Here is a 15,114-nt window from a genome sequence, read left to right on the forward strand (position 1 = left end):
ATGGAGGAAGACGCTATGATGGCTATCAAGTTACTCTATTGAAGCAACTGCCAATGCATCATTGCCTCTTCCTGATCTCCAACAATCCACTGAATCCGGAAACGACTGGAGCCAATAGCGTCTTCCCTCAGTCTGGATTGAAGGAGGCTTTTGAATTGTTGCAACCGCCTGCTGAGACTGTCCACCTCAGAGACTCTTTCAGCCGAAGCTGACTCGACCGTAATCAATAAGGCTCTGGTCTGGTTTTCAAAAGCCTTAAGCAGAGACTTGTAGGCTTCTGAACGGGCCAGGGTAGATGAACTGGTCGGCAAGGTGGTCATGACAACCTGGTTATTCCTCACTACTTTTGTTTTGCCTGCAGTGAAGATATCGACCAGGGCGTACTCTCTTTTGTCGCCTCTGCGAACCGTATAGGTCAGATAATAAACGGTCTTGCCATCGACTTGCTTTTCACCCAGAAAATAGGCTTGAGTCTTATCAAGTCCATACAAACGAGCTACATCAAAAACATTATTCGCCCAGAAATTGCTGGCCCCACAGCTGAAACGTTCGCAGCTGTATACAGAGGTGACACCCAGTTTTTCAAACTGATCGGTAAAAAATCGATAGGCTTCGTCACTGCTTTTACCACTGGGCAGCTGGTAGAGTTTTCGATTGAGAGAGCCATCAAGCCACTGCTCTGAATCGGCAGTCACGACACCATTCACCTTTTTCATTGGGCTACTGATGACCGGATAGCTGGTCACCTGCTGTTCGAATTCAAGGTTGAGAGTGGCATTGGGAAACGGGACTATTTCATCAGCAATTAGAGTAGCAGAGGCAATAAGGCCACCTGCCAATGTTAAAGTAAGTGTTCGTCTTAACAAAGAATGAAAAATGGCTATGATTTGCATTTCAATCCCGACCAATGAAGTACCGCTTTTTTATCGGATATAAGTACCTTTCAGGTGCCTGGCCCGCCAGACAGAGTCAAGAACTCATAACAGTGTTCACTATGGTGGCTACAGAATCCGTCTCCCCGTCCATATGAAAGTGGTGGGAGCCTGGCATCGGATAAAACCGGACATTATCAAGACGTTCACGGTATGGCTCAATCAAAGCATCAACATAACCTTCTTTTGCGTAAAGCATGTGTGCATCACAGCTCATCTGTTCTGCAAAGGCCAGCGCCTGATCTTCTGTAAAACGAGTGGGAGAAGGCAACTTCAGACGTGGATCGGTTCGCCAGGTCCAGGCATCACCGTCCTGAAATAACGCTCGCTCCACCAGCAATGCGGAAGAGTCCCGCGATACTGGAAATTGTCCCAGACAACGTACACGAATAGCATGCTCCAAAGAGCGGTAACGATTTACTGGCTTGCCTTTTCGAAAGGATTTTCGTTCCTGAATGTAGGCCGCCAGGGCACTGGGAGTATCTTCAGGTTTTCTGGGCATGGGAAAAAGCCCATCCAGCAAAATCGCTTTCTCAATCCGATCCCCCAGAATGGCTGAAGCCATCACCGAAACAATGGCTCCCATTGAGTGCCCGATTAAACTGAAGGATTCCAAATCCAGGCTATCAGCGATTCCAACCAGATCTTCGACGTAGTGCCAGATGGAATAATCCAGTTCATCGGGTCGATGGGAGGAACGCCCATGTCCGGCCTGATCAATAGCAATCAAACGCACATCTTTCAGAAAGGGAGCCAGAGGAGTAAAACTGGCGGCGTTGTCCAGCCAACCATGCAGGGCAATCAGGGGCTTTCCTTGCGGGTCGCCCCATTCCTGACCGGAGAAGTTCATCCGCCCGATACTGATTTCAATGTCTCTAGGCTCCATAGCTCTCTCTTGTCAGCCTCTCTATCTTCCACGACAGTGTGTCATTATTTTCGCCATAAATTATGGTCAGGAGCCTGTCGGTCTCATCACAAAAGTTTTCAGGCAGTTTTATCCATTCACCGAACAGCCCGAGAATGCCGAAAAATTATCAGGATATTAAAGGTAAAGCAACCAGATCCCCGCACCAGCGACAATAGGCTCAGGCACTCTTGGGGGCGAATTTTGAGGTTAATAGTCCCAGCTTCATGGCTTCATGTACTTTTGCCATCAGATCCATTTCTGTCAGACTGTGTAACTCTGAAAGGGACTGGATAATAAAGTAGACCGGCTGAAGAATATCGATCCGGTAGGGAGTTCTCAAAGCCGTCATCAAATCAAAGGACAGACGCTCAGGATCCTCACTTTCGACAGCGTAGACCGTTTCTCTGAAGCTGGAGAGAATACCTCCTCCATATATTCTCAACCCTTCATCTGTCATGACCAGGCCAAACTCCACGGTCAACCAGTACAGCCTTGCCAGATAAACTCTTTCTTCTTTGCTTGCTCTGAGTCCCAACTGACCATAGGTTTCAGTAAATTTCGCAAAATCGGGGTTCGTCAATAAAGGACAGTGTCCAAATATTTCATGGAAGATATCCGGTTCCTCAAGATAATCCAGCTCTTCACGGGTGCGGATAAAAGTAGCCACCGGAAAACGACGATTGGCCAATAATTCAAAGAAACGGTCAAAGGAGATAAGAGCTGGAACTCTGGCCACCGACCAACCGGTGCATTCAAGCAGCTTCTCACTGATGTCATTGAGCTGAGGGATTTGCTCAGCAGAAAGACCAAGAATCCCCAGCCCCCTGATATACTCGGGACAGGCTCTCTTTTCGACCGCCCAGATCTGACGTTCATAGAGTATTCGCCAGGTTTCATGCTCTTCGGCGGGATACTCGATAAAACCCTTTTCATCAGGCTTTCGGGCTGTATACTGTGTGGGCTTCTTCAATCTGAAATTCCTTTTGCTGTGAAAAAAGCAATCGCCATAGCCATTTTCACAGCCTGGAGGCTGTCCGAAAACAGACAGCCTGATCTGAGAGATGCAAGAAAAGTCATTCTTCCTGCAAAACACCACGACGAATCTGATCCCTCTCCATGCTTTCGAACAGAGCCTTAAAGTTACCCTCTCCGAAACCTTCGTCGCCCTTACGCTGGATGATCTCAAAAAAGATCGGTCCGATGGCGGTTTCGGTAAAGATTTGTAGCAGCAAACCGCCGTCTGAAGTGGGAGCACCATCCATCAGAATAGCTCTGGTTTTCAGGTCTTCAACCACTTCCCCGTGCCATGGCAGACGCTCACCCAGCATTTCGTAGTAAGTATCCGGTGGCGGCGACATAAACTTAACCCCCAAACCCCTCATTCTGTCTACCGCTTCATAAATATTTCCGGCTGTCAGGGCAATATGTTGAATACCCTCGCCCTTGTATTGCTCAAGATATTCTTCTATCTGGCTTTTATCATCAGAAGATTCATTGATGGGAATTCTGACCTTGCCGCAGGGGCTGGTCATGGCCCTGGACTTGAGCCCCGTCAGCTTGCCCTCAATATCAAAGTAGCGAATCTCGCGGAAATTAAAAAGCCTTTCATAAAAAACAGCCCAGTGATCCATGTTGCCACGTGCCACGTTGTGGGTCAGATGATCCAGTATTTCCAGACCGACTTCAGGTTTTTCTGTCTGATCCTGAACAAACTCAAAATCGCTGTCATAAATGGTGCCTGCCGACCCATAACGCTCAACCAGGTAAAGCAAAGCGCCGCCAACACCAACAATGCAGGGGATTTCACGACCATCGACCGAATATTCAGATTCGCCCTGCTCTGCACCCAGACTCAGGGCTCGCTCCAGTGCATACTCAGCGTCTGCCACACGGATACCAAAAGAACAGGCACAGGGACCATGTTTTTCATAGAAACGACGACCAAAACTGCTGGCATCACCATTTACCAGAAAATGGATATCGCCTTGCTTGTAAAGAGCAATATCCCTGGTTTTATGATGAGCAGATGCGTGAAAACCGAGGCTTGCGAAGAACTCATGGAGCGCAGCGGGCTCTGCAGAGGCAAACTCTACGAATTCAAAGCCGTCAGTCCCCATGGGATTAATATCAGAAACCTTTGCAGAATGGCCAATGCCTTTCATAAATTACCCTCATTTTATGGACGAATTCGGGCTAACTATCCCTTTAAAGTCCGCTATTCTATCTATCGGCCAACCTTGGCAAATCAGACGTCTATTAGCTTCTTGTTAGTTCAGCTCAAGATTGCCAATAATCTGAAAGGTGTCAGGGAGAAGAACTCACCAACCATAACCAAGCGGTATCGGCCATTGAAAGTGCTGCATTTCCATAGTAAATACAGTATAAAAGGGTGGTCATGCAAAATGGTTGCGACATAAAAAGCAATAAAACAACATCATGCAATTTGATTGCATATCAGGGCCTTGTTCATGATGACTGAATCTCTGGATAAGTACGACGTAAGTCTTCTGGATAGTCTGCAGAAGGAAGATGGAGTCTCTCTGGCAGACTTGGCTAACAAGGTAAACCTGTCCAGCTCCCAATGCTCCAGACGCATTAGCCGCCTGAAAAAGCTGGGCTACATCAGGAAGCAGGTGGCACAACTAAACCCCGAAGCCCTGGGTCTGGATGTCTCGGCTTTTGTCACTGTGACACTGGAAACCCATGGCAAGCACTCTGCTGAAAGTTTTCAGACCTCCATCTTACCTATGGATCAGATACTGGAGTGCCACTCGATAACCGGCGATGGAGACTATCTGTTAAAAGTCATGGCAGCCAACAGTCAGGCTCTGAATGAATTTATCATGAAAGAGCTCCTGACCCTGCCCGGCGTCAGTCATGTCAAGACAGCCCTGGCCCTGGCCTCGGTTAAATCCACTACGGCGCTGCCTTTGTGAAACAAACTTACTGACGCACTGCTCTCCAGAGTTCCACCAGAGTTTGCGGAACCAGCCCAAGCTCCTTGCTGTTTCCACGCCCTAACCATTTGTCCATGTGTGTGAAGACATAATAATGGCCGGCCAAGCCCCAGTGGGCTTCTTGAAGCTCAGTCTTGGCATTCATCATTAGCGATAACAGCTTCATTAAATCATCGCGCCCATCACCAATAGCATGGTTGTGATGCCCGATTTCAAGAATATCGAAATAAGTGGAGTCACTGATGTTAACAGACTTCCCCTCAAAAAAAGGCTTATATTTGAACAGTCCCCTCAATAAGAATGCCAGGTCTTTATTCCAGTCCGTTGTCCTCGATAACCGATCCATGGCTTCTAAATAGTGCGCCAGGAAAAAAGCATTCCCGGGAGATGATGGAGAACCCGTTTGTAATTCCTGTCCCAGTTGCGTCAATGAATTATAGAGTTCATAGCTGTGCTGCTTAGTGTCATTGGACAGTGTCGATAACAGTATGATGTAGCTCATACCGTGCCAGGCAGACATAGCCGGGCCCGCATAACAGTCGTCAGCTGTCAGAGACGGCTCGCTGAGTTTTGGGTGGTAAAGTGTCACCGGGTGCAGGCCATTTTTGCGAAGCTTATAGAGCGCTTTTATATCAGGCGCGCCGAGAAAAAGAACAGGTTTTTCCGGTGATTGTCCGAAGGTCTCATGATAGAAATGTAATCGATTATGCTCGGCAATATCAGCCCAGACTTTTGCCATGATGGGTATCTGCACCAGGTTTTTTTCTCGATCATAGATAAACGGCTCAGAATTTATGTCCAAAATTCGAAGCCAGGTTAAAACCGCTGCCGCTTTTTCAGAAGCCGCATGAGGGCAACGGTCAACACGCGTTGCTGATTTGAGGAAAGCTTTCCGATAGCGCTCATCAAGGTTAACCTGGACACCCTGAAAAGAGCCATCACTAACAGAATCAAGCTTGCTTATTGATGCAGAACCAAACTGAGCAGCTGGAAGCAACTGGGTGATCCAGGCATTCAAAAGGTTGTCAGTGGTGAGTTGACCGGCAAGGTGAATATGAATGTAGACCAGAAGGTCGAACATTTTTTCCAGCACTGCGTCATCATTTTTGACTTCAGAATTTTCAGTGCCAGAGGCCGGTAATATAAAGTCATTATTGCTGATTTTCTCAACCAGCTGTTCCGCTTCCACGTTTAAAGATTCATCATCAATGATGTCATCACGAAAAACCTTCCAGTCCGAGACAGGAACATGACAGAACAGGTAATATCTTTGATTATGCTTCAGCCGACTGAGAAAGTCCGACTCCTGATTGAGACAGCTTGCAGGTTCAACCACCTCATCAGATAAGATCTCCAGACTCAGGCCTGACAGAGGCAGTATCAGTGCCGTTAAAGTAAGAATACATCCGGACAGGAAATAATTTTTTTCACATCGCCACGATAGTCTTGTCATCACATTTACTGACATGGATTGCTCCTCTATACCTTAGGCATTTCATAGAATGTAGTGCATTAGCAAAAATGCTGGGACACATAGGGCCTGAAAATATGGGAAACAGAGTTTTGTGATACCTCAAATGGGCAGGGATATAGATTGAGGACTAACACCCTCACCGTCACCTTCAGAAGAAACCATTCTTACCGGAGGTGAAGGCGGTTACAGCTTTGACGACAACTAGCAGCAAAAAAAACGGCTGCCCTGGATTCTTTTCCAGACCTGACACTAGAGCCTGATGGCACTTCCCGCCCTGAGACTGCCTGAAGGACTGAGGGATTTTATTCCCGGAACCCGGCTTTATTTCGACTTGTTAGAACAGCTTGGGTATAGCGAAGAGATCAATATCATCCTGCGCACTGATGGCCATAAACCCATCATTCAATCAGCTTGGCAATGGACACCTTCGACAACGCCATATCGATCTCGCTGTCAGAGGTCTGGAGCCGGAACGAAAACGTACGCTAACGGTCATAACCCCTATTTCGACAGTGGCCATTGCTGTGCGGCATGCAAAATGCGAAGTATCCGAATGGTGGTTTCACTTACCTTGTACACAATAATGTAATTTCCCCAAGCCACTAACTCCCTTGTACCTACAACCCGGCCTACCCTGCCAATTTTGGGAAAATCCATAAGCTTTTCAGCTTTGGCCTGAATGTCGTCCTTGAGTCGAGGGGCCGTCTCTAAGTTATCATCGGAGTGTAATCAACAATGGTCAAAAGGTCGTTACGAGCAAGGCCCAACCGCTCCAATTTATGCACGTTGTTTTTTCCTTTCGATCAAGGCTTGGGCTTCATCCATAACCTGGTTATGGGATAAAACATCTTCAGAGTTCAAGGCTTCCTTAACCCGCTCCCGGAACCAGGCATCATGCGCTTCAGGGTCACTGGTAAGGCCGACGGGCAGGCCACCTTCTTTGGTTATCCGGGTCAGCAGGATCCGAACCGCATCAGACAGGGTTAAGCCGAAGTTGGCCAGCTTTTCGGTCGCTTCTGTTTTTAAAGCAGAATCTACACGGACGTGCAACATTGATGTATGAGCCATAACAAATATCCTTTTTAAGTGATGTTTATTTAGTATGTCTCTCAATTGAGAGACAGCCAAGTATTGGGAGCTTCACTATTCCTTTTCTCCTTCTGGCCACGTATTTTACGACTCGTTCCCACGCTCTGAGGGTGTCACAAAACTCTCTCCAGCATGGGAACGAGTTGACTCTCGTCATTCCCGACTTCATTCTCGTCATTCCCGCGAAGGCGGGAATCCACACTGACTCACCACCAGAACCATACTGCCCGGTGCCCCCCTGGCCTTGTCATCCCCGAGAAGGCAGAGATCCACCGTTGGCGCTGGATTCCCGCCTTCGCGGGAATGACGACCTCAGAGCACGGGGACGAGCTGTTGGAGTTTTGCGACACCCTCTTTATCTGTGGGAGGATGTCAACGGGTGTTCCAGTACCAGATCATTGACTTGCAGACCTTACCAGAAAAGAAGCCCATTAAAGCATCTGCCGTCAATCTGGCTAAGGGTTGGCGAAGCCGGGCAAATCAAACAATCCTCAACTCCAGCTTTCTCCCCATCACCTGAGCGGCATTCGCGAGTGTTTTCAGATTCAGGCTGGTGCTGTTGGGATCAAGAAGCCGATCCAGTTGTGAACGGCTGGTACCCAGGCGGCGGGCAAAGGTTGATTTGTTGGCCTTCTCTTTTTCCAGGTACTCGCTTTATGGCCTCTGCCTGGCATTCGGGCAGCAAGCCCTCTTCTTCCAGGAAGTCGTCGAAACTGCTGCCAATATGGGGATTACTCATCACTACCTCCTTTCTGTTCCCTTAGCACGTCATCACGGCGCGTTTTTGCCAGCTTAAGATCGTTTGCCGGGGTTTTATCCGACTTTTTGATAAAGCCGTGCAGTAACAGCATGCTAGCACCGGCTACTGTATAGAACACTCTGGCAATGGCGGTTTCCACCAGTGTGTACAGAATCGCACTGCTGTGACATGAGAAAATTGTACCCGGAATATACTGCGCTTTGTGGACATTGCACTTTTCGAAGAAATGGGCGCAATACCTTGATGGAGATGACAAATGGAACTATAAATTTGGCAGTTTTTTCCGCTTTATTCAGGCTCTTTTCCGCTTAACAATTGGGACATGACAAATAGCCTGTGTCTCTCTTGATGATTTCAACCCGTCCGGAGAACGGTTATGCAAGAGTACGAAGAAATGATGGGAGAGCTGATCGAGCTTGGCATCAATGCCAACCCCGTAGCACCTTTTTCCTGCTGCATCCTGGACCCCTGCGGCCAGATTCTGGTGACTGCCGCTTATGCCCGGCATATCAGTCCCCTGTTCAGCGCTGAAGGTCTGGCCCTTCATGCATTGGCACAGAACTATCATGTCCGCCGGGATCAGGAGCTGATTCTGCTGACCAATACCGAGCCGGACTGCGCAGCCATGTCGACGATTCTCTGGTGCAATATGCACGATATCAACATTGCCAGAATCGCCTACGGCGCTTCAAGAATCAGCCTCAAAGAACTCTGGGATTGCTCTTTCGGATTCGAAGCCGTCGAAATTCTCGACCGGGCAGGAAAAGACAACAAATACCGGCCTGAGTTGATTGGCCCAATTCTCGAAGATGACTGCCTTGAAGCCTTTAAAGATGCCAGGGCCTTGTCTGATCAGGGTGATCGCCCGGTATTATCACTGGATCTGGACGACTTTTGGATACCAGGTGACTGGATGCTCGAGCTGGAAAACTAATTCTCAATCGGTGTACCAATTCCGACCGGAGAGGGAGCGTCCCCCAATAATTGACAAGGGTTTGGCGCACACGAAACTGGCTTAACAACTCATGTTTCTCTGGCTTTTTATGATAGGTTAAAGTTTACACAGCCCCCCATCAGCCTCTTCATGGAAGATTAAGCCGGTATGCGGATACCCAGTTTTGTCAGCTCAGTCTATCGCTCTCTGCACAGTGGACTTGGCCGTCTCTCCGGTTTCTGGCTGGGTCATAAGGTCAGGAGTCTGCCCACACAAAATACGCTCCCGACAGTTCAGCCCTTTTCTGCAAAAACCCTGGCACACTGGCAAGTGACTGCCAGAGGTCAGGGAGAGGAACTACTGCAGTTGCGCCACAAAAAGCTCTGGCAGCGTGAACTGAATCAATTTGTAGCGTCTCTGGAACAGCACTATTCGGACTTTTATGCAGACAAAAATCAGCTGCGCAGCAAAGTAGCCTTTGTATTAACAAAGCTTGGAATGGCTTCTGGTCAGGTTAACTCACTGAAGCCTTCAGGATTCTTCGCATCAAAAGTGAATAACAGAAAGCTGTTCCTGCTTGATCGCTATCTCGCCTGTACAGACCTGGTTGAGTTTGGTCGAATCTGGTTAAACGACGGTGGAAAACTTGATCAGGGGTTTGTGTTTCACTGTGTTTATCCTGCCAGAACAGAAGAAGCACCACTTTTTACCAACAATGAGCTCAGCCAGATGGGCTTTATCCATCGGGAAGAAGACAACAGTTACACACTGGTTTCAGTCGATATCACGCTCGACCATATTGAACTGATGGAACGAACCCGCAGGTCCCGACCGGTTAAGGCGCTGGTGTCTGAACAAACAGGCCTGATGACATTACAAAAGCTGGAACACTTCTGTCAGTCCCTGTCGCAACAGGTCGATGAACCTTTGAAGAGTCAGCTTTGTGAACCCTTGGATGAAAACCATTTGATTAACCTGACTCTCCTACCCGGAATTCAGTACTTTGATGGACTAGAGCAGTCCATCAAGCGTTTTGTAAAAGCATTTCAGGCCGGAAAGACCCTGGAGCAGCAACTGCAAGCCGCAGAAACTTCAAATCCCATTCAGCCGGACTTGATAGAGTGCCTTGTGTCGTGGAGTTCAGCCTCCCTGGATGAAAGCACTAAAAAGATGCTGGCAGCAATGTTGTCCGATATTCAACAACAGCAGTTGACTCAGGAGAGACTTAATCATTACATCATGGGACTGCTGATTCAGGCCCCCGAACAAATGAGCATGCAGAGCCAGCTTTTTACCCTTATCGCCCGGCACCTGACAAATGATCAACCTATCCATGGAATTCAGAACACTCCCTGGCAACAAACATTTCATCAGGATATGACTTTTATTGTACAGAGGGTTGAACGATTCAATAATTCTGATAGAAATTTAAGAAATTTCTACGTTGCAGACATTCCCACATTGCTGGTCCAAGTGGCTTCAGGAACGGAAATTTTTTCCTACGACAAAGGTCTATCACACCTGTTTGCTCTCGTTGAGGAAATACACGATGCCTGTTCAGTACCCAGTGTTTCTTCTGACACCCGCCAAATGATCGGGGAGCCTTCAGAAAAATGGCTGAGCCATATCACAGGCGAATTAACAAAAAGATTACCCGTGGCGTTAAAGTATGGTCTTAACCATGACATGCCTGTTTCCCCGGAATTTCTGGGCATAAAAGAAAACATGACGAAAGAGTGGCAAGTCATTCTGAACAGTATTAACGATTCCAACGAAATGCTGAGCCAATTTGAAAAGGACCGCGTGCGAACAGACTATCAGTTCAAGGTAGCTACTGGCAGCATAAAGCGAAGAAAGGATCAAACTTTTTCTCGTATCGGACATTCGCTGGAAGTCACTCAAATGATGCGTTTTCTTCGCGACATACGTGCTGCCAGGACTCTGTCAAAACTTTTGACCCAGACTTTTGCTGCTTACCAGACCAAACTTGAGACTTATCGACTGTTTAAGGTGACCCCCTTTCTGTTGAATCCTATGGGCAGGGACGCTGACGATAACCACCAGATAACCGTCACACAACTGGCAAACGGTGACCTTGCCGTTGATTACACAATGATCGCCAGCAAACCACCCTATTCACTGGGAGCAAAAGGTGCCGGGATTATGGGACTGGAAACATATCAAATTTCCGGCAGATCCATTGTTTCCATGAAAGATCTGAAACGGGATGTCGTTGCAGCAACAGAACCAGAAGTTACAGTGAAACTGAGCACCAAAAACGGTCAAATAGAATGGTATGTTGATGAAAATACTCAACTGGTTCAGATCCCCTGCCCTCATTTACCGCCGGAATAATAAGCATTTATTAATGGGAATTCAGGTATTTACAATACCTGCTGTGACGCTCTCCGCCTTGTCATGGGAGGTTTCTGACTTCACAGGCTACAGCCAGCCTATAGCGTCTGGACTTATAAAGAAGCCTTCATCAGCAGTAACCGGGTGCCCCTCGGTTTTTTTACGGCAAACGACTGGTGACGTCGGAACCACCGCTTGGTCATAGGCAGGAAATCAGACCGACCGAACTTACCCTGAAAAACCAGAAAAAAGTCAGTAACTGAATATCTGAAACAGGATTAAATGAATATTAAAGTGAGTCTCTTGGAGATAGCAGCCTTTGAGATGTTTTTTCTACAGACTCGTTACGTGACAAAAGACAAAAACGACTCTACCTTAAATGAAATTTCTAATGCATAGGTTGAGTCAATGAAAACAACCACTCACTCTACGATAAAGCTGTTTTATATAATATCGTTTCTCTTGGCTTTAGCCTCTTCCGAGCGTTCTTATTCATTTGAATTTAACTATAGATATTCAACTTCTGAATATAGATATTCAACTTCTGAAACAGGGGCACAACTTACCGTTGTAAGTAATGGCGTTCAAACAACATACCATGGCTGGCGAGCAACAATCAGATCAATTCCAACACTGGCAGGTGTTAGTATTTTAATAGGCGGCACTTTTCTTACCATTGGTGCAGCAACAGCAGTCACAGGTATTTCAATTGCAGCCCTTCCTGTAACTATCCTCTATGGCTGTCGTAGAGGATTTTCCTTAGTATTGCGTGCAACCAGGAATCTAAGGTTCCCGCCACCAGGAGCAAATGCTGAATTAGACGTACCACCAGAATTCAGTGTCAATTCATCATTAGTGGTTCCAATCAATGAAGCTATTCGGATGAACGAGGAGGATTTGTCTATCTTGATTGATAATGTAGAGCAGCAAGACACTTACATTAATAGACAGGAAGACATTGCCAAGATTATTAATTATTCAGGAGCATCATCTACAATTTATTCAACATTCGATCAACTTTCCAGACAAACCAAATCAGCTCAAATAAAAAATTATATTGTATTACTAACAGTAGAAAACAACTCTAAAGAAAACAAACCACGAGGGCTAACCAGGCATGATGTAGATTTAATGCTGTCAAACAGAACATTCCTATATCATGCATCAGAAACTGATTTAATTGAACATAACGAAAGCATTACACATTGCCTGTTGGACAATATCAAGCGTTATTCAATTAATATATCTAAAGAGCAATTCGAAGGCTGCTTTTTATACTTCATGATGAGTGATCATACGGCTAGAATAATTTTTGTACCATTTTCTTAACAAAGTCACCTGGACCAGCTTTGTCTTTTCCGGATGCAATGTCAGACCACAGTCTTTTAAACGTTGTATGACCTGCTCCGACAGATATTCCGCTTTCTGTTTGGTACGAAAATGGATAGTCGCCACTATGCGGACTGGAACAGCGCCAGTTGGCGCTGCGTGCCGTAATCGGCCAGAAAAAAATAAACCCCGATAAAAACCGGGGTTTATGGCTGCCATTCGGATTGGGTTAACCTGAGATCACTCTTCTTGTTTAGTGATCTTAACCTTTGCGGTTTCCTTCAGGCTCTTGAGGTACTCGGTAAAGAGGTTACGTCCATTACCGTTAGCGATGTAGCTCGCCATCATTCGATTACTGGCGGTATCTGCCTCGAGTGGCTTACCTTCAACTACTTTACTAAGGGCAACAACAGCGATATCACCATTGGACAATTCGACTGAAGCATAGCTCGACTTCCCGTCTTCAGGATGAGGCATTTTGAAAGATTCAATCAGAAGGGGTTGAGGAACGCCCTGCTCTCTTCTGGCAATCGTCTTGGCCTCAGTCCAGTTCAGACCCTCAGATTCAGCTACCTGCTTAACCGTGTCGCCGGCCACCAGTTTTGCCTGCAGAGCTTCTGCCCTCTTGACCAGCTGCTCTCGTGCTTCTTCAATCTTGAGAGCCTGTACAATGCTGTCCTGCACTTCAGCCATCGGACGCAATTCTGGTTTAAGGTGCTTTTTAACTCTAAGAACCATGGCCTTTTCTGGAGACAGCTCAATCAGTTCACTGTTGGCACCCAGTTCAAGCACATCATCACTGAAGGCAGCTGCAATAACTTTAGCGTTTGAAGTTACATCGGTGCTTCCACCCTGGCGAGTAAAAGGACCTGCCGTCTGGATGGTCAGGCCCAGCTGTTCTGCCGGTTGGGCCAGATCAGATGCTTCGAAGCTGATATCCGCCAGCTTACGGGTTTTTTCCAGATAAATGGTTTCGGCTTCCTGAGCCTTAAGCCCGGTAGCAATTTCATCTTTCAGTTCATCAAAGCTCGGAATGACGGGCTTCTCGCGAGAAGTTAATTTGATGATCTGGACTCCAAAGTCAGTTTCAACTGGCCTGGAAACCTGTCCTGGCTCAAGAGAGGCCACCGTTTCATCAAAAGTATCACCAAAGATGCCTGGTTGAACCTGCCCCATATCACCGCCTTTGGCAGAGGTTACGGGATCGTCCGAGTACTCTTCTGCCAGCCTGGCAAAAGCTTCACCCGCCTTCAGCCTGGACTCTACTTCTGCAGCAATTTTACGAGCTTCTTCCAGTGAGCGCTGATCACCGGTCTGAATCAAAATAGTGGACACTGTTTGTGTATCAGCGGCATTCTCTTCGATGTCCTGGAGTCGACGCTGGTATTCATCTTTGACAGCCTGCTCATCGACTTCAAGATCCTCAACCATGGAAGCCCTGTCCATTTCTACGAAACTGATCTCAACCTGCTCTGATGTCATGTACTGATCACGGTGGGCTTGGTAGTAGGATTTAACCTGATCTTCAGTCGGTTCAATACTGTCGCGAACTTTTGCAACATCCAGTGTCAGCCAGGTTATCTCACGCTTCTGGCTTTCCAGGGCAGTCAGCCTGTTAATCTCTGACTGGGTGACAAACTCGGAACCTGCAACACCGGCCTGAATTTGCTGCAAAACTGTTTCGTCACTCAAAAGCACACGGAACTGAGCTGGAGACATACCCAAACTGCGGACCATCATCATGAAGCGATCCTGGTCGAATTTACCGTCCTGTTGAAATTCAGGCATACGAACGATCATGGCATCCAGTTCTTTCTGACCTAAACCCATACCACCATTTTTGGCTTCCTGCAGCAGCAGACTGCGATCAATCAGAGATTGAAGAACAGACTCCCTGAGCTGTTTTTCATCAATCAGGGATGGATCAAACTGATCACCCATCTGCTGAATAAGCATTCTTCTCTGTTGCTCCAGCGACTGTGTCAACTGGGCACGGGTGATATCTTCACCGTTAACGCTAGCAACGTTAGGATTATTAGGATTCGGCGCCAGTGTTTCCAGGCCGGTAATCGCCATCATAAAAGCAATGATGCCGACAACAACAAATGTTACCCAGCTCTTTGCCTTATCCCTCATTGATTGGAGCATACTAACCTCAGGTTCCGGGCTCGCTTTAGCTTTATATTCATAGAGACACGAACCTGATGTTCGAGCCCTGTTACGATGACATCACTTACCTCTCTGTAAGCTCTTGAGAATGAGCTCTTGAGACGTAGTGTCAGGTGCTGCTGGTATGACCTTTATCCCCTGACCCGTAAAACGGAGTTTCAGAATTTCAGGCTTCACCAACAAAAAAAGCGCATCTTAAGATGCGCCT

General features: G+C 47.1%; 14 protein-coding genes. 5 read left to right on the top strand and 9 right to left on the bottom strand.

Features of this window, described 5'->3' with window-relative positions:
• Positions 1-35: 35 nt before the first annotated feature.
• The 4 genes from ACOJUO_RS21205 to hppD all read right to left on the bottom strand — a co-directional run bounded on the left by ACOJUO_RS21205 (position 36) and on the right by hppD (position 4,001).
• Positions 36-893, bottom strand: a complete 858-nt coding sequence (locus ACOJUO_RS21205; protein WP_422138076.1) for a DUF4892 domain-containing protein — start codon at positions 891-893, stop codon at positions 36-38.
• Positions 894-969: 76 nt separating this feature from the next.
• Complete coding sequence (locus tag ACOJUO_RS21210; protein WP_422133914.1) at positions 970-1,818, bottom strand: alpha/beta fold hydrolase; 849 nt, start codon at positions 1,816-1,818, stop codon at positions 970-972.
• A 199-nt stretch (positions 1,819-2,017) separates the two neighbouring features.
• Complete coding sequence (phhA, locus tag ACOJUO_RS21215) at positions 2,018-2,935, bottom strand: phenylalanine 4-monooxygenase (protein ID WP_422138077.1); 918 nt, start codon at positions 2,933-2,935, stop codon at positions 2,018-2,020.
• Positions 2,913-4,001, bottom strand: a complete 1,089-nt coding sequence (gene hppD, locus ACOJUO_RS21220) for a 4-hydroxyphenylpyruvate dioxygenase (RefSeq protein WP_422138078.1) — start codon at positions 3,999-4,001, stop codon at positions 2,913-2,915. The genes phhA and hppD overlap by 23 nt, the downstream gene beginning before the upstream one ends.
• Positions 4,002-4,307: 306 nt before the next feature.
• On the opposite strand from hppD, the gene ACOJUO_RS21225 reads away from it, so the two are divergent.
• Entirely contained in the window at positions 4,308-4,775 is a 468-nt protein-coding gene (locus ACOJUO_RS21225; RefSeq protein WP_422133917.1) for an Lrp/AsnC family transcriptional regulator, read from the top strand.
• 7 nt (positions 4,776-4,782) lie between these two features.
• On the opposite strand, the gene ACOJUO_RS21230 is transcribed toward ACOJUO_RS21225, so the two are convergent.
• The 3 genes from ACOJUO_RS21230 to ACOJUO_RS21240 all read right to left on the bottom strand — a co-directional run bounded on the left by ACOJUO_RS21230 (position 4,783) and on the right by ACOJUO_RS21240 (position 7,338).
• Positions 4,783-6,264, bottom strand: coding sequence for a hypothetical protein (locus tag ACOJUO_RS21230; RefSeq protein ID WP_422138079.1), 1,482 nt, complete (start codon positions 6,262-6,264; stop codon positions 4,783-4,785).
• Positions 6,265-6,771: 507 nt separating this feature from the next.
• On the bottom strand, positions 6,772-6,951 hold the full coding sequence (locus ACOJUO_RS21235) for a type II toxin-antitoxin system RelE/ParE family toxin (protein ID WP_422137111.1): 180 nt from the start codon (positions 6,949-6,951) through the stop codon (positions 6,772-6,774).
• 96 nt (positions 6,952-7,047) lie between these two features.
• Positions 7,048-7,338, bottom strand: coding sequence for a type II toxin-antitoxin system RelB/DinJ family antitoxin (locus tag ACOJUO_RS21240; RefSeq protein WP_422133919.1), 291 nt, complete (start codon positions 7,336-7,338; stop codon positions 7,048-7,050).
• 164 nt (positions 7,339-7,502) lie between these two features.
• Between ACOJUO_RS21240 and ACOJUO_RS21245 the strand changes: the two genes are divergently transcribed.
• On the top strand, positions 7,503-8,123 hold the full coding sequence (locus tag ACOJUO_RS21245) for a hypothetical protein (protein WP_422138080.1): 621 nt from the start codon (positions 7,503-7,505) through the stop codon (positions 8,121-8,123).
• Here the strand turns inward: ACOJUO_RS21245 and ACOJUO_RS21250 are convergent.
• On the bottom strand, positions 8,091-8,258 hold the full coding sequence (locus tag ACOJUO_RS21250; RefSeq protein ID WP_422138081.1) for a type II toxin-antitoxin system RelE/ParE family toxin: 168 nt from the start codon (positions 8,256-8,258) through the stop codon (positions 8,091-8,093). The two genes, ACOJUO_RS21245 and ACOJUO_RS21250, sit on opposite strands and share 33 nt — an antisense overlap.
• Before the next feature lie 237 nt (positions 8,259-8,495).
• Between ACOJUO_RS21250 and ACOJUO_RS21255 the strand changes: the two genes are divergently transcribed.
• From ACOJUO_RS21255 to ACOJUO_RS21265, 3 genes are all read left to right on the top strand, one after another.
• Complete coding sequence (locus ACOJUO_RS21255; RefSeq protein ID WP_422133922.1) at positions 8,496-9,053, top strand: hypothetical protein; 558 nt, start codon at positions 8,496-8,498, stop codon at positions 9,051-9,053.
• 168 nt (positions 9,054-9,221) lie between these two features.
• Entirely contained in the window at positions 9,222-11,408 is a 2,187-nt protein-coding gene (locus tag ACOJUO_RS21260) for a hypothetical protein (RefSeq protein WP_422138082.1), read from the top strand.
• A gap of 408 nt (positions 11,409-11,816) precedes the next feature.
• Entirely contained in the window at positions 11,817-12,737 is a 921-nt protein-coding gene (locus tag ACOJUO_RS21265) for a hypothetical protein (RefSeq protein ID WP_422133924.1), read from the top strand.
• A gap of 240 nt (positions 12,738-12,977) precedes the next feature.
• Here the strand turns inward: ACOJUO_RS21265 and ACOJUO_RS21270 are convergent, their stop codons facing one another.
• Positions 12,978-14,885, bottom strand: coding sequence for a SurA N-terminal domain-containing protein (locus ACOJUO_RS21270; protein ID WP_422138083.1), 1,908 nt, complete (start codon positions 14,883-14,885; stop codon positions 12,978-12,980).
• Positions 14,886-15,114 lie beyond the last annotated feature (229 nt).

The sequence above is a fragment of the Endozoicomonas sp. ALC020 genome (assembly GCF_049275935.1).
GTDB lineage: Bacteria > Pseudomonadota > Gammaproteobacteria > Pseudomonadales > Endozoicomonadaceae > Endozoicomonas_A.

Excerpts from the sequence above, each read along its gene's own strand:
- ACOJUO_RS21270 (WP_422138083.1), bottom strand. The coding sequence starts at position 14,885 with ATGCTCCAATCAATGAGGGATAAGGCAAAGAGCTGGGTAACATTTGTT.
- ACOJUO_RS21240 (WP_422133919.1), bottom strand. The coding sequence starts at position 7,338 with ATGGCTCATACATCAATGTTGCACGTCCGTGTAGATTCTGCTTTAAAA.
- ACOJUO_RS21210 (WP_422133914.1), bottom strand. The coding sequence starts at position 1,818 with ATGGAGCCTAGAGACATTGAAATCAGTATCGGGCGGATGAACTTCTCC.
- hppD (WP_422138078.1), bottom strand. The coding sequence starts at position 4,001 with ATGAAAGGCATTGGCCATTCTGCAAAGGTTTCTGATATTAATCCCATG.
- ACOJUO_RS21265 (WP_422133924.1), top strand. The coding sequence starts at position 11,817 with ATGAAAACAACCACTCACTCTACGATAAAGCTGTTTTATATAATATCG.
- ACOJUO_RS21230 (WP_422138079.1), bottom strand. The coding sequence starts at position 6,264 with ATGTCAGTAAATGTGATGACAAGACTATCGTGGCGATGTGAAAAAAAT.
- ACOJUO_RS21205 (WP_422138076.1), bottom strand. The coding sequence starts at position 893 with ATGCAAATCATAGCCATTTTTCATTCTTTGTTAAGACGAACACTTACT.
- ACOJUO_RS21255 (WP_422133922.1), top strand. The coding sequence starts at position 8,496 with ATGCAAGAGTACGAAGAAATGATGGGAGAGCTGATCGAGCTTGGCATC.
- ACOJUO_RS21260 (WP_422138082.1), top strand. The coding sequence starts at position 9,222 with ATGCGGATACCCAGTTTTGTCAGCTCAGTCTATCGCTCTCTGCACAGT.
- ACOJUO_RS21225 (WP_422133917.1), top strand. The coding sequence starts at position 4,308 with ATGATGACTGAATCTCTGGATAAGTACGACGTAAGTCTTCTGGATAGT.